20 protein-coding genes and 1 pseudogene are annotated in these 21,782 nt (G+C 41.5%); 9 read left to right on the top strand and 12 right to left on the bottom strand.

What is annotated here, in order from left to right:
* The 4 genes from A1019T_RS09840 to rpsL form a co-directional block, all read right to left on the bottom strand.
* Window positions 1-409: GTP-binding protein (locus A1019T_RS09840; RefSeq protein ID WP_143514106.1), on the bottom strand; the 409-nt coding region annotated here is incomplete at its 3' end.
* A gap of 319 nt (window positions 410-728) precedes the next feature.
* Entirely contained in the window at window positions 729-2,858 is a 2,130-nt protein-coding gene (fusA, locus tag A1019T_RS09845) for an elongation factor G (protein ID WP_077451496.1), read from the bottom strand.
* Window positions 2,859-3,274: 416 nt separating this feature from the next.
* A complete protein-coding gene (gene rpsG, locus A1019T_RS09850) occupies window positions 3,275-3,748 on the bottom strand; it encodes a 30S ribosomal protein S7 (protein ID WP_077451497.1) in 474 nt (157 codons plus the stop codon).
* A 149-nt stretch (window positions 3,749-3,897) separates the two neighbouring features.
* Window positions 3,898-4,272, bottom strand: a complete 375-nt coding sequence (gene rpsL / locus A1019T_RS09855; RefSeq protein WP_007395523.1) for a 30S ribosomal protein S12 — start codon at window positions 4,270-4,272, stop codon at window positions 3,898-3,900.
* Window positions 4,273-4,666: 394 nt separating this feature from the next.
* Between rpsL and A1019T_RS09860 the strand changes: the two genes are divergently transcribed.
* Together A1019T_RS09860 and A1019T_RS09865 are read left to right on the top strand one after the other, a co-directional pair.
* On the top strand, window positions 4,667-5,185 hold the full coding sequence (locus A1019T_RS09860) for an FKBP-type peptidyl-prolyl cis-trans isomerase (RefSeq protein ID WP_077451498.1): 519 nt from the start codon (window positions 4,667-4,669) through the stop codon (window positions 5,183-5,185).
* 73 nt (window positions 5,186-5,258) lie between these two features.
* Window positions 5,259-6,299, top strand: coding sequence for an aldo/keto reductase (locus tag A1019T_RS09865; protein ID WP_077451499.1), 1,041 nt, complete (start codon window positions 5,259-5,261; stop codon window positions 6,297-6,299).
* A gap of 207 nt (window positions 6,300-6,506) precedes the next feature.
* Here A1019T_RS09865 and A1019T_RS09870 read toward each other — a convergent pair whose 3' ends face one another.
* Both A1019T_RS09870 and A1019T_RS09875 read right to left on the bottom strand, forming a co-directional pair.
* Complete coding sequence (locus A1019T_RS09870) at window positions 6,507-7,373, bottom strand: lysophospholipid acyltransferase family protein (RefSeq protein ID WP_077451508.1); 867 nt, start codon at window positions 7,371-7,373, stop codon at window positions 6,507-6,509.
* Between the two features lie 174 nt (window positions 7,374-7,547).
* Window positions 7,548-8,402 (bottom strand): lysophospholipid acyltransferase family protein, encoded by an 855-nt coding sequence (locus A1019T_RS09875; RefSeq protein WP_077451500.1) that lies wholly within the window; start codon window positions 8,400-8,402, stop codon window positions 7,548-7,550.
* 308 nt (window positions 8,403-8,710) lie between these two features.
* Here A1019T_RS09875 and hflX point away from each other — a divergent pair, with 308 nt between their 5' ends.
* The 4 genes from hflX (at window position 8,711) to A1019T_RS09895 (ending at window position 12,769) form a co-directional block, all read left to right on the top strand.
* Window positions 8,711-10,159: a ribosome rescue GTPase HflX gene (gene hflX, locus A1019T_RS09880; protein ID WP_077451501.1), complete on the top strand. Its 1,449-nt coding sequence runs from the start codon at window positions 8,711-8,713 to the stop codon at window positions 10,157-10,159.
* A gap of 181 nt (window positions 10,160-10,340) precedes the next feature.
* Window positions 10,341-10,868 (top strand): CidA/LrgA family protein, encoded by a 528-nt coding sequence (locus A1019T_RS09885; protein ID WP_244156622.1) that lies wholly within the window; start codon window positions 10,341-10,343, stop codon window positions 10,866-10,868.
* Window positions 10,868-11,572, top strand: coding sequence for an LrgB family protein (locus A1019T_RS09890; protein ID WP_077451502.1), 705 nt, complete (start codon window positions 10,868-10,870; stop codon window positions 11,570-11,572). Before A1019T_RS09885 ends, A1019T_RS09890 begins: the two co-directional genes overlap by 1 nt.
* Before the next feature lie 342 nt (window positions 11,573-11,914).
* Window positions 11,915-12,769 carry a lytic transglycosylase domain-containing protein gene (locus A1019T_RS09895; protein ID WP_077451510.1) on the top strand — a complete coding sequence of 285 codons (855 nt, stop codon included), beginning with the start codon at window positions 11,915-11,917 and terminating at the stop codon, window positions 12,767-12,769.
* 118 nt (window positions 12,770-12,887) lie between these two features.
* On the opposite strand, the gene A1019T_RS09900 is transcribed toward A1019T_RS09895, so the two are convergent.
* The 3 genes from A1019T_RS09900 to A1019T_RS09910 form a co-directional block, all read right to left on the bottom strand.
* Window positions 12,888-13,127: a DUF2789 domain-containing protein gene (locus A1019T_RS09900; protein ID WP_077451503.1), complete on the bottom strand. Its 240-nt coding sequence runs from the start codon at window positions 13,125-13,127 to the stop codon at window positions 12,888-12,890.
* A gap of 358 nt (window positions 13,128-13,485) precedes the next feature.
* Entirely contained in the window at window positions 13,486-14,469 is a 984-nt protein-coding gene (locus A1019T_RS09905; protein ID WP_077451504.1) for a malate dehydrogenase, read from the bottom strand.
* Between the two features lie 408 nt (window positions 14,470-14,877).
* Window positions 14,878-16,950: a lytic transglycosylase domain-containing protein gene (locus A1019T_RS09910; RefSeq protein ID WP_077451505.1), complete on the bottom strand. Its 2,073-nt coding sequence runs from the start codon at window positions 16,948-16,950 to the stop codon at window positions 14,878-14,880.
* A gap of 425 nt (window positions 16,951-17,375) precedes the next feature.
* Here A1019T_RS09910 and A1019T_RS09915 point away from each other — a divergent pair, with 425 nt between their 5' ends.
* The gene (locus A1019T_RS09915; protein ID WP_077451506.1) at window positions 17,376-18,077 is read left to right on the top strand and encodes an IS1 family transposase; all 702 of its coding nucleotides are present in this window, start codon (window positions 17,376-17,378) and stop codon (window positions 18,075-18,077) included.
* Window positions 18,078-18,617: 540 nt separating this feature from the next.
* Entirely contained in the window at window positions 18,618-18,884 is a 267-nt protein-coding gene (gene rpsT, locus A1019T_RS09920) for a 30S ribosomal protein S20 (protein ID WP_007393743.1), read from the top strand.
* Between the two features lie 113 nt (window positions 18,885-18,997).
* Here rpsT and A1019T_RS09925 read toward each other — a convergent pair whose 3' ends face one another.
* The 3 genes from A1019T_RS09925 to pyrF form a co-directional block, all read right to left on the bottom strand.
* Window positions 18,998-19,678, bottom strand: a complete 681-nt coding sequence (locus A1019T_RS09925) for a histidine phosphatase family protein (protein WP_244156623.1) — start codon at window positions 19,676-19,678, stop codon at window positions 18,998-19,000.
* A 246-nt stretch (window positions 19,679-19,924) separates the two neighbouring features.
* Window positions 19,925-20,719 carry a metallophosphoesterase gene (locus A1019T_RS09930; RefSeq protein ID WP_077451507.1) on the bottom strand — a complete coding sequence of 265 codons (795 nt, stop codon included), beginning with the start codon at window positions 20,717-20,719 and terminating at the stop codon, window positions 19,925-19,927.
* Window positions 20,720-20,775: 56 nt separating this feature from the next.
* On the bottom strand, window positions 20,776-21,498 hold the full coding sequence (gene pyrF / locus A1019T_RS09935) for an orotidine-5'-phosphate decarboxylase (protein ID WP_077451512.1): 723 nt from the start codon (window positions 21,496-21,498) through the stop codon (window positions 20,776-20,778).
* Window positions 21,499-21,653: 155 nt separating this feature from the next.
* On the opposite strand from pyrF, the pseudogene A1019T_RS09940 reads away from it, so the two are divergent.
* Window positions 21,654-21,782 (top strand): annotated as a pseudogene (locus A1019T_RS09940) (IS982 family transposase); the annotation flags it as partial.

Genomic DNA, 21,782 nt, shown 5'->3' on the forward strand with positions numbered 1-21,782 from the left:
TGTTCATGAATACGATGATGTATGGAACACCAACCTGACGTGATAACAAGATGTGCTCACGAGTTTGTGGCATTGGGCCGTCAGTAGCTGATACTACTAGAATAGCACCGTCCATCTGAGCCGCACCAGTAATCATGTTTTTAACATAGTCAGCGTGACCTGGGCAGTCTACGTGTGCATAGTGACGATCAGCTGTGTCATATTCAATGTGTGACGTGTTAATTGTAATACCACGTGCTTTTTCTTCTGGTGCTGAGTCAATTGCAGCGTAGTCTTTCGCTTCACCGCCTGAAGTTTTTGCAGCAACAGTAGCGATAGCAGCTGTTAGGGTAGTTTTACCGTGGTCAACGTGACCGATTGTACCAACGTTAACGTGTGGCTTGCTTCGTTCGAACTTGGCCTTTGCCATGAGTTTGTCCTCTTATTAATACTAATTCAATTAAGACAGCTGATAAATAATTATCATAAATAACACTATTTATTTTTAGGCTGTCAGAAAATAAGGTTCTTCAAATTATGATCTTTAAAAATGGTGATCAAGTCAGTCGCAAATGATATAAGAAAACAATAGTGAATGACAAGCCCTTGATACGTAATTGGTCATAAATTCATCAACTACTTACAATGTATTCCGCTTAGGAATATTAAGAACTTGTAATCACTTTTTTGTTTTCAAAGAGTAGCCAGTGTTTGGCTACTCTTATCATTACACTTTAACTTAATCTATCTTACTCGTCGTCGTCATCTTTGCCAGAGAATTTCTTCATGATATCCTCAGCTACAGACTTAGGCGTTTCAGCATACTTTTGGAATTCCATAGAGTATGTTGCACGACCTTGCGACTGTGAACGTAGGTTAGTTGCATAACCAAACATTTCAGCTAATGGAACTTCAGCACGGATCTGCTTAGTGCCACCAGGTAAGTCGTCCATACCTTGAACCATACCACGGCGACGGTTTAAGTCACCCATGATATCACCCATGTATTCTTCTGGAGTTTCAACTTCAACTTTCATTAATGGCTCAAGTAGTACTGGGTTAGCATTCATGAAACCTTTCTTGAATGCGATAGAACCAGCCATTTTGAACGATAGCTCATCCGAGTCAACATCATGGTAAGAACCATCGTATAGTGTCGCTTTAACACCAACGATTGGGTAACCAGCAAGGATACCGTTCTTCATGCGCTCTTGAATACCTTTATCAACCGCACTGTGGTACTCTTTTGGTACAACACCACCAACGATTTCTTCAGAGAATTCGTACTCAGGACCTTCATCTAGATCTAGAGGCTCTAGACGTAACCAAACGTGACCGAACTTACCACGACCACCAGTCTGACGAACGAATTTACCTTCTTGTTCAACTGTACCACGGATAGTTTCACGGTAAGCAACTTGTGGAGCACCGATGTTAGCTTCTACTTTAAACTCACGCTTCATACGGTCAACAAGTACTTCTAAGTGAAGCTCACCCATACCACTGATGATGGTCTGACCAGATTCTTCGTCTGTGTGTACACGGAACGATGGATCTTCTTTAGCCAGACGACCTAGAGCTACTGACATTTTTTCTTGGTCAGCTTTAGTCTTAGGCTCAACAGCTAGACTGATTACAGGATCAGGGAATTCCATACGCTCTAGAGTAATGATTTCTTTTTCATCACATAGAGTATCACCAGTACCTACATCTTTCATACCAACTAAGGCAGCGATATCACCAGCGCGGATTTCTTCAAGCTCTTGTTGTGATTCAGCATGCATCTGTACGATACGACCGATACGCTCACGCTTCATCTTAACGGGGTTATAAACACTTTCACCCTGCTTGATAACACCTGAGTAAACACGTACGAAGGTTAAGTTACCAACGAACTTGTCGTTCATGATTTTGAACGCTAGTGCTGAGAATGGCGCTTCATCAGAAGCTTCACGAGTGCCTTCAGTTTCATCTTTGTCGTTCAAGATACCTCTAATAGCAGGAACATCTTGAGGAGCTGGCATATACTGAATTACCGCGTCCAACATCTTCTGTACACCTTTGTTTTTAAAGGCAGTACCACAGTACATTGGAATGATTTCGTTAGCGATAGTGCGCTGACGGATAGCGGCATGAATCTCTGCTTCAGTTAGCTCTTCGCCTTCTAAGTATTTGTTCATTAGCTCTTCGTTTGCTTCAGCAGCAACTTCAACTAATTCACTACGATACTCTTCCGCTTTGTCTTGAAGCTCAGCTGGAATTTCACGCTCTTCATACTTCATACCTAGAGATTCAGTATCCCAGTAGATGGCCTTCATCGTGATTAAGTCAACAACACCTTCAAAGTCATCTTCTTTACCAATTGGGATAACCATAGCTACTGGGTTACCGCCTAGGCGTGTTTTAACTTGTTCTTTAACACGGTAGAAGTCAGCACCAACACGGTCCATTTTGTTAACGAACGCTAAGCGAGGTACATGATATTTGTTAGCTTGACGCCATACAGTCTCAGACTGGGGCTGTACACCACCAACCGCACAATAAACCATACATGCACCATCAAGTACACGCATTGAACGTTCTACTTCAATTGTGAAGTCAACGTGGCCCGGGGTGTCAATGATGTTAATACGATGCTGTGGGAATTGCTGACCCATACCTGACCAGAAACAAGTGGTTGCTGCTGAGGTAATGGTAATACCACGTTCTTGCTCTTGTTCCATCCAGTCCATAGTAGCTGCGCCATCATGGCTCTCACCTAGCTTATGGTTTACACCGGTATAGAATAGAATACGTTCGGTCGTGGTTGTTTTACCAGCATCAATGTGTGCTGAAATACCAATATTACGATATCGGTTTAGGGGGGTTGCACGTGCCATAATTTTTTCCTAATGGAATGTCTTTATAATTTATTTCGTTGTAATAGTTCGAGATAGGCAGGAGGCTAGGGTAGCTTCAAAAGATGACAGTTTTATGATACTGAGGCTGATGGAGACTATACAGACTTTCAGCTTGAGCACTCATGGCTAAATCATCGATTAGCTAGAATAAAACTGACTGTATTGTAGGCAGTTTTCCCAACTCACCATTATTTCTCAAAACTTAACGCTATTACGGTTATATCGTTCACTGTAATTTACCAAATTAGGCAGTTAAGCAAACCATATATTATGTAACTTTTTATTGTTACAGGCTATTATGAATCTTGATTCCTAATAGCCTTAAATCTTAATAATCGTCTTTCTATTACTCAGTTACAGCTTAAGCGCACTCAATTATAAAGTAAGCGCTTAAATTAGAAGCGGTAATGAGAGAATGCTTTGTTCGCATCAGCCATACGGTGAACTTCGTCACGCTTTTTAACAGCGTTACCTTTACCTTCATGGGCATCTGATAACTCACCCGCTAAACGGTAAGCCATAGATTTTTCAGAGCGCTTAGAAGCAGCGTCAGCTAACCAACGCATCGCTAAAGCTGTACGACGGGAGGGGCGTACTTCCATAGGAACTTGATACGTAGCACCACCAACACGGCGAGCTTTAACTTCAACCATTGGGCGAACGTTTTCAAGTACTTCTTCGAAGAACTCAACTGGATCTTCGATGTTACGTTTTTCTGCAACTTGCTCTAATGCACCGTAAACGATACGTTCTGCAGTAGATTTTTTACCGTCAACCATTACGTGGTTGATGAATTTAGCAATTGTTTGGCTACCAAATTTTGGATCCGGTAGGATCTCACGAGTAGCGACGACGCGACGTCTTGGCATAATAAATTTCCTTGTCTTCAGGGGTGTCTGGCATTCATAACCATATACGAATATAGGTTTTAAATGGTTACCAGCCAGCCTTACTGCATGGTGGTATGTTTGCTAATTGCAGAACACCGAACCCATGCATATTATTAGTTATTTGCTAATTAAGCTTTAGGCTTCTTAGCACCATATTTAGAACGACCTTGCTTACGGTCTTTAACGCCTGCACAGTCAAGTGCGCCGCGAACAGTGTGATAACGTACACCTGGTAAGTCTTTAACACGACCACCACGGATTAGTACAACACTGTGCTCTTGCAAGTTATGACCTTCACCACCGATGTAGCTAGATACTTCATAACCTGAAGTTAAACGTACACGACATACTTTACGCATGGCTGAGTTTGGTTTCTTTGGAGTGGTAGTATATACACGAGTACATACACCACGGCGTTGTGGGCATGATTGTAAAGCAGGAACGCCAGACTTTTCCTTTAATACTTTACGACCCTTACGAATCAATTGGTTAGTTGTTGCCATAAGGCATCCTTCTCCCGTTTATTAAATACAAAAAAATGGGCTACCAAGCCGTCACTTGCACTTTAAACTTGTGATGGAGGTAAGAAAAACCTCATCGCCATGTTAAGCTTATCACAAATGCTTCGACAGCTTACCCATTTTTCGGACACTATATTATATAGACTTATTGCAGAATACTCAAGTACCTGTTGTCCTTGAGATTTCGCAATAAATCGCTTTGAAGTTCTCTATTTTAGGTCATTCCTGCCAAGTTTCAAGGGGCAGTCTTTAATAATATTTTGCTGATTAGTTTTATACTCACCAAAACCTGTAACTTCGTGCTTTATGATAAACTATCATAGCCTATATATAGTGGAATAACATTCCCTTTAAAATGACCATAAGTGACTTAACTATGAATAATTCTAATACTTCTGCAGACTCAGCTACCTTTATCAACCCCAATCAAGATACGCGTATCACCCAGGGCAGTCAGGTACAGCTTCATTTTGAAGTTTCTCTAGAAAATGGTACTGTGATTGATTCGACTTTTAACCGTCCTGAGCCAGTACGATTAACTATTGGTGATGAAAGTTTATTGCCAGGTTTTGAGAGCGTACTAAATAACTTGCGTGCTGGTGATACCCGTACCGCTCACTTAGAGCCTGAGCAAGCTTTCGGTGAATGGAACAAAGATAACGTTCAAACCTTTAGCCGGACTCAATTTGCCTTAACTGCATCCAATCCAGAGGTGGGGATGATGATTGAGTTTGAAGATAAGGGCAAAAACACCCTACCTGGTGTAATTAGCAAAGTGACTGAAGATGAAGTAGAAGTGGACTTTAATCACCCCCTGGCCGGCCAACCCCTATTGTTTAAAGTACAAATCTTTAAGGTTACCCCTCCTGGCCAAGTAGGCGTACAGTTAATGTAGCAGTTAATGCTGCCTTTAACAGACACTCAATAAGACCGTAAATAATAAGACCATAACTAAAAAGGGATCAAATATGAAGTACACCACCCTGCCCCAACTTGGTGACAAGGTTTCCAAAATCTGTTTGGGCACCATGACTTGGGGCCAACAAAGTAGCGAAGCCCAAGCTCACGAGCAAATGGACTTTGCTTTAGAGCAAGGCGTCAACTTCTGGGATACCGCCGAGATGTATCCCTCTCCTCCTGCCAAAGACAAGCAAGGTGATACCGAGCGTTTCATGGGTACTTGGTTTGCTAAAAACAAACGCCGTGATGAAGTGGTTTTGGCGAGTAAGATATCACCCATGAGTTTTTTGCGTGAGGGAAAAACCCGTTTTAATGCCAAACACATTGCAGAAGCTTTAGATGGTAACTTGAAGCGCTTACAGACCGATTATATTGATGTGTATCAGCTACATTGGCCTGAGCGTGAAGCCAACTTTTTTAGTGTCCGCGGTTATACTGAACCGATGGCTCAGCAAGATTTATCAAATCTAACGCCTTTTTTAGAGACCATCGAAGCTTTAAACGCAGAAATCGAAAAAGGGCGTATTAGAGCTTGGGGCTTGTCTAATGAAACCACTTGGGGCGTGATGCGCTATCTGTGGGAAGCTGAGAAGAATGGCTTGAAAGGCCCTATCAGTGTACAAAACCCTTATAACCTACTGAACCGTCTATATGAGGTTGGATTAGCAGAAGTAGCCCACCGAGAGAATGTCGGTCTACTCGCTTATTCCCCTTTAGGTTTTGGGGTTTTATCCGGCAAATATTTAGACGGAAAAGAGCCTGAAGGCGCACGTCTAACCCTATATGATCGTTTCCAACGCTATACCAATGAAGAAGCTAAATGGGCAACCGCTCAATACGCTCGTATTGCTAAAGATGCTGGACTGGATATGGCGCAAATGGCTTTAGCTTTTGTAAACAGCCGTCATTTTGTCACTAGCAATATTATTGGTGCCACTTCAATTGAACAGCTTAAGTCTAATATTGACAGTATCAACCTTGAGCTAAGCACCGATGTGTTAGAAGCCATTGATGCGATACATAATGAGCAGCCCAACCCATCACCCTAAGCATATTCTGATATTTCGTTGAGATTAATATTAGAGCTGAAGTACTTTATTTAAAAGGCTACTGATTGAATAAATTGAGCTCTATAAACCAAAAACCACTGGCTACTTATGAGTAACCAGTGGTTTTTTACATCTGCTTTTAGCTATGCCGTTATAGCAATCAAAGTTACAGCCACTGTAAAACAGGGATAGCTCTAAATAACAAACCTAAGCAACTGATCTTGCGTTATCTACTGTACTATCAGTATCAGAGTTAGAAGCTGTAGAGTCAGCAGATTTTTTAAGCACTCGACTGTGTAGGTCTTCCAGACCTTGCTGCATACTTTGATGCAGTAGCTCGGTTAACTCATCACGGATCTTGCCTGTAGTCTCAATTTTCTCAAGAGGCAATATATAAGCGGTAACTGGGCCACTGTCCATAACATTTAAGAAGCTCTTGGTAAAAGAAGTGTCGCCAACAAAGGGAACCTGATCATCCAACTCCCCTTTATCATTCACATAGCAGACCACAAGAGGCTGGATGGGCTTGTCAGCATCCATTGCTGCTTGTAGTAACTTCCCATATATCTTCTTAATATGAGTACCGTCTGTGGTGGTGCCCTCAGGGTAAAAAAGGACAGAGTGGCCTTTTTTTAAAAACTCAGTGATTTGACCCGCAACCTTGCGTGAATCTCCTGAACCCCGTTTGATAAACAATGACCCACAAGCACGGGCCAGTCGCCCAAATGCTGGCATTTTCTCAACCTCAGCCTTGGATAAGAAAAAAGCTGGGACCATACTGCCCATCACTGGAATATCCATCCAAGACACATGATTGCCGGCCCATAATCCATGAGTTTCAGGAATAGGCTCGACCGCCACTACCTCTATATGAAAAGCGGCCGCCATATTGCGACAAAAAATTCTGTTATAGCGTGGCAGCTCATCACGTTTCGGAACTTCTCCCCAACCATCTACTTTGGTTATGGCCCGATAACCACCTACCATGGTTTCACTCATGCCTTTTAGTACTTGAGCGCGGCGTAATTGTTTAGCTAATTGATTGGTTAGAATTTTGCTCGCTTTACTTTTCATTGTGTTATCAGTAGAGGTCATTGTTTTGGTTGTCGTTGTAGAAGCCTCTTTTCGTTGGTTTTCAGGGGTATCTGTCGCTAGAGAACGCCTTTGCATAAAACTTCCTTTATTGCATTTTATTAAATCAGTTAGGCGCCACTATAGCGGTAAAATAGGTTTAATATGTCACTATTTTCATCTATTTTTATTACAATTATGTTGTGATTGCCACTTCAACTTGTTCTGTTGGCTTTTTACCACCCGACTGTGCAGCTCCTCTAAACCTGCCTGCATACGCTCCTGTAGCTCAGCGGTCAACTCATCACGAGTCTTATCTTCTGGATATAAAGGCTGTAAAGGAAGAACATAGGCTGTGACTAAGTCGCCATCAATGACACTCATCAAACTGTCTTTTAACCTAATACCGCCATAATAAGGCACAGTATCATCAAGCTCACCTTCTTTGTTAATGTAACAAATAACGATAGGCTGAATTGGCTTATTGGCGTCCATAGCGGCTTGTAGCAATTTACCGTGTAGCTTCTTTATTTGTCGGCCATCTGTTGTGGTGGCTTCTGGGAAAAACATCACCGAATAACCCATCTCTAAGAAAGTAGCCATTTGCGAAGCGACTGAACCGGCGTCCCCTGACCCTCGTTTAATAAACAACGTCCCTGCTACTTTTGCCAAAGGACCCATTACCGGCATTTTTGCCACTTCCGCTTTGGATAAGAAAAAGGCGGGGCTTACACTTCCCACAACAGGGACATCCATCCAAGAAATATGATTTGAAGCCCACAAAGCATGGGTTTTTGGCACCGGCTCTACTTCAATCACCTCTACCCCTAAGGCTCGAGCAGACTTACGGCAGAAGGCTTGAATGTATTTGGGCAGAATGTCTCTTGGCGGCTCACGCCAAGCATCAATCTTGGTTGCGGCTCTATACCCTCCAGCCACAGTATCTACTAAGCCCATGACGGTTTTACCTCGCTTAATGCTGCTTTTGGTAGTTGATTTAAAGGTATCTTTAATTTTAGATTTCAAGCTCATAGCAAGGTCCGCACTAAACTGGTGATAAAAGAATAAAACTCAGGGCTTCGACAATCTCAATTGCTTATCGCAGCCAAAAATATTTACGACAGCTAAGTATATCAAATAAATTAATCACAGTAATCAACTGTTCACTGATTTTGATATCCCCTGCCTTTATTGTCTTATATTTGTACTATTTTTACCCTTACCCCTTTTAATTTCATTCATTTAACGGCATTAATAGCACATAACAACCTAGTAATTGCTCAATAGTTTGAGACTTAATCAGGTTGTCTCTCTTAAATTTTAATAATAGGTGGATATTTTTGGACTATTTTGACAGACACGAAGGTGGTGAGCGCGCCATCTTAGTACATTTAGAAATTAGACAAATCTCAGACCCAGATGATCTAGAGGAGTTTAAACTTTTAGTAGACTCTGCTGGAGCTAAGCAGTTGGCTGTGATCACAGGATCTAGACAAAAACCCGATGCTAAATACTTTATCGGTAGTGGTAAAGCACAAGAGATTGCTGAACAAGTTCAAGCTTTGGAAGCAGATATTGTTATTTTCAACCACAGCTTGACCCCGTCTCAAGAGCGAAACCTAGAAACCTTATTACAATGCCGGGTATTAGACCGCACTGGACTTATCTTAGATATTTTCGCCCAACGTGCCCGAACCTATGAAGGTAAGCTTCAGGTTGAGTTGGCCCAATTAAATCACTTAGCTACCCGTTTGGTAAGAGGTTGGACTCACTTAGAACGCCAAAAAGGGGGCATTGGTTTGCGGGGTCCAGGTGAGACTCAGTTAGAAACAGACAGACGCTTACTACAAATTCGAGTCACGCAGTTAAAAGCCAGATTAGACAAGGTGAAGCAGACTCGCGCTCAAGGTCGAGCCAAACGTCAAAAGTCTGATGTATTGACCGTCTCTTTAGTGGGCTATACCAATGCTGGTAAATCCTCTTTGTTTAACCGCTTGGCCGATGAAAATATCTATGCCGCGAACCAGCTATTCGCAACGCTAGACCCCACGCTTAGACGCTTAGACTGGCAAGGTGTTGGCCGCGTAGTATTAGTAGATACGGTAGGTTTTGTGCGTCATTTGCCCCACGAATTGGTGGAGTCTTTCCATGCCACCTTAGAAGAGACATTGGAGGCTGACTTATTGCTGCATGTTATTGACTCATCGAGTCCCGACATGCATGAGCAAATTGAAGCCGTTAAATCAGTACTGGCTGAAATTAATAGCGATGTCCCCGTACTCAATGTTTATAACAAAATTGACTTAACTGGGGAACCTGCCCACATTAATTATAGTGAGCCTGGGGTGCCAAGCCGAGTCTACGTCTCTGCCAAGGCGGATTTAGGTATGAGTATGCTTACCACGGCCGTGCAACAGCTGCTAACGGGTAAGTTAAGTACTTTTGAGTTAACCCTACCTTATGATGCTGGCAACCTGAAAAATGAGTTATACCGCTTAGATGTGGTAGAGCAAGAAAGCTATGATGAGTCCGGTCATGAGATTTTAACGTTACGTCTCCCCGCTGATAAATTACAGCAACTGTTAGGTCAGTCAAACATTGATCCCTTTGCAGTACTGCCAAAAGAGCAAGCTGAACTGTTAATCCCTAAGCTTGAGCCTTTTGAACAAGAGCTAAAGCAAGAAGCCGAACAAGCGTTATTATCTGACTCGAATCTAAAAGAGGATTTTGCTGATTATGAGTTGGAAGCAGAGCCTACCTCACTGACCGAACAAGAGTCTAATGATTAATGTAGTTATTTTTTACAATAGCTGGTTATAATCCTAGTCTTATTTTTGATTAAAAAGAGCCTTAAGGCTCTTTTTTTTCCTTAAAATTTGATTAACTTATCCTTTAACTGTATTGATTTGGTAGAATCTAACATTCATAACTTATTATTATTGCTTTAGCCTCGATTATTAAGGATGACTCATGGCCATTGCTTCAAACTCTTCTAATAATCAATCACCGACTTCAAAATCAAAGATTTCCTTGCCAGTAGCCATTATTTTTACGCTGGCTATAGTTATTATTATTCGTGAAAGTGCGGTACTGATTTGTCAGGCATTGGGTTTTGCCAGTGCGGGTAACATCGTGGGCTTGATTGCCTTATTTTTATTACTGATGGGATTGCGGTTCACAGTGGGACTTCCTGAATGGCTTACCAGTGCCAGTAATACCTTATTGGTAGACAGTGGTTTTGCCTTTTTACCAGTATCTGCGGGAGCAGGTTTACTAATTTTCGGATTGGGTGACGAGTTTTTGGGAATTATGCTGACCTTAATTATCAGTACCTTAATTCCTTTATGGGGATTGGGAAAACTCTCTAACATCTGGCTTAATGATGGGCAGACGGTAGCCGCCTCTGAAGGTACAGAACAAACTCAAGCGGAGTCATCTTCTTTAATAAAGTACGACTCAGATTCTTTTAACCCTACTGATAACAAGGGCGATAAGTGATGAATGTATTGCAACTTATGCCTGAAGGCACCACATTATTTACGGTATTTGCCGCTTTTATGCTGACCTTGGTTGCCCATGTGTTGGCCCGTATTTTATCGAAACGAATCTCAGGCCTACCCATGGTAATTACTGCCCTGGTATTGGTATTGGTATTCTTATTTATCTTTAGTTGGGACTATGAGCATTACTATGCTGTTGCTAAGCCCGTATTTGACCACCTTCTGGGCTATGTGACTGTGTTATTGGCCATTCCTTTGGCCACTATGAATTTCAAAGGATTGCCTATTAAAAAGCTGTCTATCATTGTATTAATAGCCAGCTTAGTGGGCGCTTTATTGCCTATGGGAATGGCTTACGGCTTCTCCTTAAGTCATGAAACGATTTTGGCGTTTTCTACCCGTTCGGTGACAACCCCAATTGGGTTAAGTGTGGCAGAAATCATCAAATCGCCTCTAGCCTTAGCCAACCTAATCATTATTGTGTCAGGGCTACTCGGGGGCGCGGTAGCAAGGCCTCTATTTCGTAATATACAAGATGATCGAGCTAAAGGACTCGCCTTGGGCTTAGCGGCTCACGCTTTCGGTACCGTTGAAGCATGGCAAATTAGTCATACTGCAGGCAGGTATGCTGCCTTTGGTTTAGCGGTCAATGGGTTAATCACCGCGGTTTGGGTACCGATCTTTGTGGCGGCTTTACTATAGAACTATAGACGCTGAGTTCAAATATTTACTCCAATGCTAGAGGAGCTTTGGGATAAAATAACAATGATTCACTTAACAATAGACAGCTAAAAGTGGCTTAAAACTTACTTTCAGTAACAATATTTCTTATTCTTTCTGAACTGCTGTCTATCGGATACAGAAGGCATTATCTGTTAGATATAAATGTTTAATAGTGCTATATTACGTTGTCTTATCGTATTTTATAGTTTAAATAAGCTTAATCAGTTACCCTTTATTAAGCGGTAAACTTTTAAGAAAAAATACTGTATCCCCTTCTAATATATAAATTGTATGACCTCAAAAAATAAGTGAAAAATGAATATGACTGAATTGTTGAATAAAGTTCTAGCTCGTTCAGCCAGTTTGGTTGCCGGTTCAATAATAATTTCTTCAAGCATAGTGGCAGCAAATGCTGGGAATATGTACATTTACAAAGATGATTCAGGTCAGGTACTGCTTACCAATGTGAATCCTTCTGATAACTTTAATAAGTACTCAAAAAAAGTCAAAGTTAACTACTACCCAAACTCAGGGGCAGATTTAACCGCGACCAATACCTTAACCATTAAAGAACCTAGCTACTACAGCACTTTAAACTCTAGAAGTTATAGTGACATGCCTAATGGTTCTAGCTCAAGCAGTAGCATTGGATCAGGTAATAATTTATACGATCATTATATCCTTGAGTCTGCCAGACGTCATGGTATTGACCCTGGCCTGCTAAAAGCAATGATGCATACTGAATCTTCATTTAACCCTAATGCCCGCTCTCCTGTGGGTGCTCAGGGTTTAATGCAGCTTATGCCTGCTACTGCCCGCCGCTTCTCTGTGGTTAACGCTTGGAACCCTGCAGAGAACATTGAAGGCGCCGCCAAATATGTGGCTTGGCTCAGCAGACGCTTTAACGGAAAAGTTGAACATATCTTGGCAGGCTATAACGCAGGCGAAGGTAACGTGGATAAGTATGGCGGTATCCCTCCTTTTAGAGAAACCCGAAACTACGTTCAAAGAGTACTTAATCGTTATAATAGCTTATATAAGACCAGTGGCTCCTCATTTAATACAGTGGCGGCCACTACTTCTGAACCAAGCTATCCGGCAGCCAATTATGCAGCTAGCTCGACCTCTTTTGGTACTACCAGTAACAGCTATATCCAAAATAGCTACACTCAATAATAAGCCAAATAACTTGTACTAAAAAATGCCTCCTAAATATTAGGAGGCATTTTATATTTTATTACTGGTTACTAACTCTAGAATTCTTTGTGTTAACAGAACTTAGCCTTAAAAGCACTTAGGCAGTAGGATGTAATCGAACATTCAATTCATCGATAATTTCTACCCAAACCGCATCACGTTTCCATTCTTCTTGTAAGAAAGCACGTTGTGAGTCGGTCCAAAAATCCGCATCTGTTAAAGACTGCTCTTTAGCCAACTTATGCTGACTGATAAATTTATCAATGGCTTCGTCAGAGCTCTCAAGACCTAACTGCGCAAATAATTCATTCAAAGTATATTCTGGTTCACCTAACATAATGCATCCTCTTTTAATTTAACTGCTTTTTAATTTGACTGTTTTTAGTTTAAATATTATTAGTTTAACGGGCTGTTTATTTATAACTCTAAAACTATTATTTAGAATTTAATTTATTTAGAACTTAGTTTCTAGCCAGTTGTAATCCCTTCTAATCTTTAGTGCTTATTATTGATTGTAGCAAATAGCTTAAATTTTACTGTGCTAAAAGTATATAGAAGCTTTACTGTTGTGTTAATAAGGTAGCGTTTTGCATTTTTTACAAGTGATTAATATTCATAAAATTAGCAATAAAAAAAGCCTGCAAATTTGCAGGCTTCTTTTTACTTAAAGGTTATGCTTAGGATATTTTACTCACTTATGGAAGTAAATGTTCTACCGCATCACGCTCTTCAGCAAGCTCTTGCTCAGTCGCTTTCATTTTCTCTTGTGAGAAATCAGAAGATACGTCTAAACCTTCAACGATTTTCCAATCGCCATTAGCACAAGTACATGGGTACGAATAGATTAGGCCTTCAGCAATGCCGTATTCACCTTGTGAATAAACGCCCATAGAAACCCAATCATTCTCATCAGAACCTAGTGCCCAAGTACGCATGTGAGCGATAGCAGCGTTGGCTGCTGAGGCTGCAGATGAGGCACCACGTGCTTCAATGATTGCTGCACCACGTTTTTGTACGCTTGGGATGTAGCTGTTTTCGTACCAATCACGATCAACTTGATCTAGAGCTGGCTTACCATTAACGGTACACTCAGTTAGATCTGGATACTGAGTTGATGAGTGGTTACCCCAAATGATCATTTTTTTGATGTCATTAACAGTACTGTTGGTTTCTTCAGCTAGCTGAGCTAAGCCACGGTTGTGGTCTAGGCGAGTCATAGCAGTGAAGTTACGTGGATCTAGATCTGGAGCATTACGCTGAGCGATCAAAGCGTTAGTGTTAGCTGGGTTACCTACAACCAATACTTTAACATCACGGTTAGCCACTTCGTTTAAAGCTTTACCTTGGGCTGAGAAGATAGCAGCGTTGGCTTCTAGTAAGTCTTTACGCTCCATACCAGGACCACGAGGACGAGCACCAACTAGTAATGCATAGTCTGCATCTTTGAATGCAACGTTAGCGTCATCAGTTTGAACCACGCCTGCTAATAGTGGGAAAGCACAATCTTCAAGCTCCATAACAACCCCTTTTAGGGCGTCAAGTGCTGGTGTGATTTCTAAAAGCTGTAGAATAACAGGCTGATCTTTACCTAGCATTTCGCCTGAAGCAATACGAAACAGCATAGCATAACTAATATTACCAGCAGCACCAGTGACGGCAACGCGAACAGGTTGTTTCATTTAATTCTCCTAGAGATTTTTTGAGGTTGTTTTCCATGGGATTATGACAATAACTTGTCATGTTTAGGCAACCATTAGCAAGTGATGGTACATTTTTCTCAAATGTAATAGGCCAATTAAACCGCTGTTTAATCTGCCACAAAGCACACTTTGCAATGCATCCTATCACTACCAGAGTGTCAACCTAATCTAAGACTCTTTGAACTGATTACTTATTATCGTAAGACCACAAGTATTCAATTAAAAAAATCGTAGCGGATTGACAATGCCTAGTTTATAAAGCGCTATACATTTTTAATGCGGTAAAAGTGTAGCACCTTTCAAAATTTTGCTCAAACCTATTTATCTCTATATTAATAATAGATAAGGGATAGCAAGTTTGTTATTTGCTATCCCCTACTTTTACTATTAATAACCGGCTGGAATGGTACCCATGCGCTGTGAAATAGGCATGTTAGCGCCCAAGAGACTGCTGTAAATAGTGGCGTTTTCCATCACTCGTTTAACATAGTTGCGAGTTTCAGGATAGGCGATACTTTCTACATATTGGTCCGCGGCCAGTGAGCCATAAACAGGTTGCCAACGCTTAGCTTTATTTGGACCGGCGTTATAGCCTGCTGTGGCCAGTACCGGCTGGTTATACAGTTTGCCCATAATATCGCTCATATACCAAGTTCCATAGCGAATATTGGTATCACCACTGTTAGCACGGCTAGCACTATAGGTCTCACCTAAATTACGCGCAATATATTTTGCGGTATCAGGCATAATCTGCATTAGACCACTGGCGCCCACACCTGAGCGCGCGGTACTAACAAAGCGACTTTCTTGACGCATAATACCGTAAGCCCATGCCGGATCAATGCCTACTTGACGGCTATAACGAACCACTTGATCTTGATGCGGCATCGGATGCGATAGACTAAAGGCATTTAAGCCCTCTGTAGTATCAATGGCATAGATAGAGCGATCTAGCCAGCCTAAATCATGAGCATATTTAGAAGCGGCAACAATCATTTTATTGTCATTATTATCGCGCGCTTTTTTCACCGCCCAGTTCCATTCACGGTTGGCATAAGTACGGCTTGCACTTGAGTTATATAAGGCAAAAGCACGAGCAAAGTGCGGGTCATTAAGCATGCGATTGTTATCACTGCTAGCCACGTTCGGCAAAGCGGTACTACCAGCGTTAAAGCGCTGATTGACTTTATCTTTGGCTAAAAGGCCATAATAATCACTATTATTGGCTAAGCGCTGATAGATTTGACGCGCCAATGCCTTTTTATTACCATCCCCAACTTGCTCATAAGCACGTGCCAACCAATACTGCCAGATATTTTCTTTTTGAACCGCATTATCCATACTGCCAATGGCATTAATTAAATCATTCCACTGACTAAAACGAATGGCTGCGGTGGCATAGTCTTCCGCTTCTTCATAGTTAAAGGATTCGCCTAAACTGTTACGGAACCAAGTAATCGCCTCATCATTAAAGCCATCATCAGTATTATAATACATACGTTTTACACCCAAGATTCGATAGGCGTAACGACGGGTTTCTTCATTAATAAGTTTTTGGGGACGATTATTGTCTTGTTTAATGTCGTAATCTACCTGAACGGCTGCCTCACGATAAGATTTATCGGCGATACGTCCGATGGCATAAAGGTATAAATACTGATTTTTTACACTATTGGGCTGATTGCCAAAGCGGGTTAAGAACGCCGAAGGATTTAATTGAATTTCACTCAGCTCGCTATAAGCAATTGGGGTTCCCAATGATTGTGCTAAGGCCATAATATCGCCGGTATTGCCGACACGTAACATCCGCAGTAAACGCTGTTTACGGTCCGTATTATTAATCATCGGGTTGCCATTCATTTCAGTGGCCAACTGGCTACATAAAGCCGGCTGCTTCTTAGTGGTTAGCCAGACATCAGGCTTTAAGGCAATCGCTCGCATGGCATCGCCACCATTGTTAAAGCCTAAAGCCACCGCACATTTTTCACTGTCGTCAGCATTATGCACATAATTGGCCACTTGACGCACGGCATTATAATCACCAGACTGAGCTTTAGTTTCTGCATAGTCTGCAGCCAGCTTCTCTGCCATAACACTGCCACTATACTGACTGGCAAACTGGGTGACCACATTGGGATGTAAAGTTGAGATGTCATTGTTTAGACGCCAGTAAGCCGGATACATAGCAAACAAACCATTCCCCATCATTTGCTCGTACTGGTACAAAGCTCCTGAATCTCGACGCTCGCCCGCTGCCAATGCTTCATTAAAATAATTAATGCTGGTGTCATTACTATAATTAGGGCTGCTACCTGGCCAAGATAACTGAGCACAAGCCATTTGGGTCATACCCATCAGCGCTAATGAGGCAACAACAGGTGCCTTAACCCCAAAACCACGTGCTTTGGTCTTAGTATTTAGTTTTTGTGGTAATTTATTAGTAAAAGTTCTTTTTAGCATAGATACAGTCTTATAATTAGCAAAGTTAATTCATTAAAATCAAAACACGCCTTCGTCTAGATTATAGGCAACAAACTGGGTGAGCCAAAATGCTTTATGTAAGTTGATGTTGCAGGGTTGCTTACAAAGTTTGATTTTTTAACAATCGACTCTATATATGTCAGCCAGCTTACTATATTTTCTCTAGCTTACCGTATTTTATCGAAAAGGCGTTTGCCATCTACAGCAATCAAAAGACAGGGATAAATCTTAGCATTATTTGACCATTGACTGAAACAACCTACCTACAGGGCAATCGCACTATAGAAAATAGCCGCTTTAAATTAGATTATCTAAATAAAAGGTGTTAAATAGTTAGAAGATTTGGTGGTGGTTCAAAAAGTAGGCTGAAAAAAAAGAGGCTGAGAAATTGATAAAATAGTGAAATGCACATCACACTATACATCAAATGCCCAGCCTGTCTAAGTGACAATATAAAGAAAAATGGCTTCAAAAGCTATGGTAAACAAAACTATAAATGCAAAGACTGCAAACGGCAGTTTATTGGCGACCATGCCTTAACGTACCAAGGCTGTCACTCCCAAAAAGATAGCAAAATACGACATCTTATGGTTCGAGGCAGTGGCATAAAAGACATCGCTTGCGTTGAAAAAATTAGCAAAGGCAAAGTACTGGCCACCCTAAAAAAGTGTCACTACCAAATAACCCCCAAGCAAAGGCAATACGACTGTCTTGAAGTCGATGAGCTTTGGACATTCGTAGGTAAAAAGACCAACAAACAATGGCTAATTTATGCCTATCACCGTGACACAGGTGAAATTGTTGCCTATGTATGGGGAAAACGAGACCTTAATACTGTCAAAAAGCTTAAAGCTAAGCTGAAAGTCTTAGGCGTAAGTTGTGCTAGAATCGCTAGTGATACCTGGGATAGCTTTGTTACCGGTTTTAAGGGCTTTACCCAAGTCATTGGCAAGTTTTTTACGGTCGGCATTGAAGGTAATAATTGCACTATCAGACATCGAGTAAGGCGAGCATTTAGGCGAAGTTGTAACTTTTCTAAAAAGCTGGAAAATCACTTTAAAGCCTTTGATTTAGCTTTCTTTTACATCAATCATGGGTATGTCTAATGTCAGCCTACTTTTTGAACCACCACCAAATAATTAATTCAATAAGGCTCTATACTGAGCCTTACTATCGACTTTATTTGATGCTTTAAGCCGCTTTATAGCGCTAAAACAGTATCAATCAAACGGTTTGTATTGTAATTACAGCATTAGTTTGCTAGAATTGTCCGCTTTAATTTACACACAAATATAATATTCCAAATTTGTGTTGATGACGTTATTTAATGCCAGAGTATGAATTTAGACTGTTGTTACAACAAGCTTAGTCACCATACTCCTCTTGTTGAACTGGCTGCTTTAACAAGGCATAAAAAACGTTACTATAGCTAACTTAAGCTAGCCAATGGATAGTCTCAGATCCATAATGGCTAAAGTAGGCACACTTATGGTCCTCTAGCGCTAGATGGATTGATAAGTTTTGTGTAAATTTATAAATATAATTTTGCGTCAATCAGTTTTTACTATAAACTATTGATTTTTATATTCATCAGTATTTATTACTGAGTCCTAATTTAGTAATTAAACTCTACCAAGGAGACATCCGTGGCTAACTCAGCACAAGCTCGTAAACGCGCTCGTCAAAACAACACTCGTCGTCAGCACGCTGCATCACAGCGTTCAATGATCCGTACTTACATCAAAAAAGTAGACGCTGCTATCTTAGCGGGCGACTACGAAGCAGCTACTGCCGCTTATAACAAAGCAGTACCTGTAATTGATCGTATGGCTGACAAAGGCGTTATCCATAAGAACAAAGCTGCTCGTCATAAGAGCCGTTATAACAAAGCAATTAAAGCACTTAAAGCTTAATTGATTTGCTATAAATAAAAATAAGCCCCTAGCTCATTTTGAGTTAGGGGCTTATTTTTTGGGTAACTTTTTACTTTTAAAGTTATTTCTATTATCAGAAATAAGGTTAAGCTTTACGGCAGTATCAGGCTTTGAGTAGGCACCTCAAACTTCTCACCCCGCCAGATAAAATTAGCCGTAGAGTCTTCAAAAGGTTTGTCATCAAACCACAAAAACATCCCCTCCATCATCTTTGGCCAATCATCCCAAGTGATTTCATTATGCTGCCGCATAACCCCTAAAAAGGCCGCCAATAAAGTATCATGACTTACCGCCAGTGATAAATGACCAGGCTCAGGTTGCGATTGATACAACAAAGACAGCAGATCTAACCCCCCTTGCTTAGCAGGCTTGGTACTGCTGGAAGTGTCTTGCAAGAATGTATTGATGAAGTTTAAGGCGCCAATCCTCTTGAACTCTTCATTGGCTTGTTCAGCATCTGTTACCAAGCTCCCAGGCTCTACCAGTAGAGGCTCGTGAGCGATTGGCTGCCTTACCCCCGCTCCTTCTTGCATAAGCTTAGCAGTATCCACACAGCGCCATATAGGGCTGGCAATACTATGAGTGTCCATTGAATAAGGCAAATACTCAGCAAGCCAGCGTCCCCAAGATTTAGCCAGCACTCTGCCTTGAGGGGTTAACGGCAAATCATAGCTGGCAAAACCTTGACCATTAGAGCGTTCTCTTAAAGAGTGTCTGGTAAATAAAATTAACCGCTCATCATTATTGGGCAGCTGTTTTACAGAATGTAGCATACTGGGCGGCAGATGGGCCGGAGCAGGAGCACGTATAGGCGGCTCTTTGCTATCCACATTAGATACCTTGCCTGCTACAAAAGGAAGTTCTCCAAATTCAGGCTGGCTCATCGATTTATTGGTCGAATTCTCTGCTACTTTCTGTATAGAGATATTATCTTTGTCAGTACCCACTAAACGCTCATTAGTCTGCGTCTTAGCTTGCGTTACTGAGTTATTATCTTTTTTAGTCATAGCTCAACCGTATCAAACTTCTACTACCTTTGACCAGCTAAATTCTAATTGAGTGCTGCTAATCTCACCTGGATAGGCTCTAGGATTCACAATGACCCTTGTTTTGCCTTCGACATAATCAAAGGCTTCATGAGTATGACCATGTAGCCATAATTTTGGTGCCCAGTCCTGATGCATCCATGAACTTAAGTCCGTTACAAACGCTGCATTACTAGGCCTGCCTGCATATTGCTGGGAAACAGATCTTGGCGTCACACTATGGTGAGTCATGACTACCACCCGTTTACTTTCACTATGCGCTGCAATCAACGCTTGCTTTAACCAAGCTCTGTGTTGCTGATGAATCTGAACCGATATTTCTGGCGAAAAAAGCTGAGATCCGGCTGTGATTTGGCGATAATCCCGCATAAAAGACATGACCGACTCTCGGGTCTCGGAGGTCGCCTCAAATTGATAATCAGTCCACAGCGTGCATCCTAAGATACGTAGGTCTCCAAAATCGAGCTGCTGACATTGTAGAAACTTCAAACCCTTGAGGGAATCCTTATCAAAAGTATCCCACTGACTCAGCTTATCATCGAACGTTAGCACATCTTCAGAAAAGTATTCATGGTTACCTGCAATAGCAACCACAGGCTTGCCATTGATCTCAGCTTGTTGCTGTAACCACTGCATACCTAAGTCGCTATTGGCAGTATCTCCAGCCACCAATATAAGATCGGCATCAGTTTGCACGATAGTGCCTAATGGCTTTTGACGCTTGGCATAGCTGTCAATATGCAGGTCACTTAATACTTGAAATTTCATAGAATGTAATAATAAAGCCTGATTAGTAAAGAGTCACAGTAACTGCGTTAAGTAGTCTAATTTAAGCTGTCTAAGATCTGAGTCATCTTATCAATAGGATCATCAGCTTGGGTGATTGAGCGCCCAATGACTAAGTAATCCGAGCCATTTTGTATCGCCTCACTCGGGGTACAAATCCGCTTTTGGTCATCCGCTGAATCTTGCGCCATACGAATACCTGGTGTTATCAGTTGAAACTGCTGACCACACAGCTGCTTTAATCGACTCGCTTCTTGAGCTGAACACACTACCCCATCCAGTCCTGCTTCTTTGGTCAATAATGCCAAGCGCTCTACCTGCTCAGTTACCGCCACATCAATACCAATTCCCTTTAATCCCTGCTCTGTCATAGAAGTTAGCACCGTAACCGCTATCAATAAGGTGTCGTGACCGGCATCCACTAATCGCTTTTTGGATTCTTGCATCGCTTCCAAGCCAGCACTGGCATGAACGTTAACCATCCATACTCCCATATCGGCAGCTGCTAAAACCGCTTGTGCCGTTGTGTTAGGAATATCATGGAATTTTAAATCCAAAAAAACTTCAAACCCACGGCTATGTAACTCATTGATTATTTGAGGTCCACATCGGGTGAACAGCTCCTTACCTACTTTAACCCGGCATAAACTGGGGTCTAACTGATCGGCCAACTGCAAGGCTTCATTCAATGAAGCTTTATCAATTGCGACTACAATAGGTGAATTAGGACGGATTAGATTTGGGGCAACCTGTTGATTCATCTGCTGATGTTGAGTCACATTGTCTCCTAAAATAAAAGTTTTAATTATAATTAACCTGAGTTCGGGATAAGCAGGTCAAAAAAAAGCAAAAAAAAGAAGTCCAAAATTGTTAAAGTTAAGGTACCAACAAAAACTCAACAAAAAGGACTTCTTACATGGACAACCTAACCGAATTATACTGCCATATTGACGACTTTTACCAAGCATTCAAACCAGAATTTGAACGTCAGCTGATCGAAAATGGGACAAAGCGATTAAGAGCATGCAAGATAAGTGTACCAGAG

Source organism: Psychrobacter piechaudii (assembly GCF_900162825.1).
GTDB classification, from domain to species: domain Bacteria; phylum Pseudomonadota; class Gammaproteobacteria; order Pseudomonadales; family Moraxellaceae; genus Psychrobacter; species Psychrobacter piechaudii.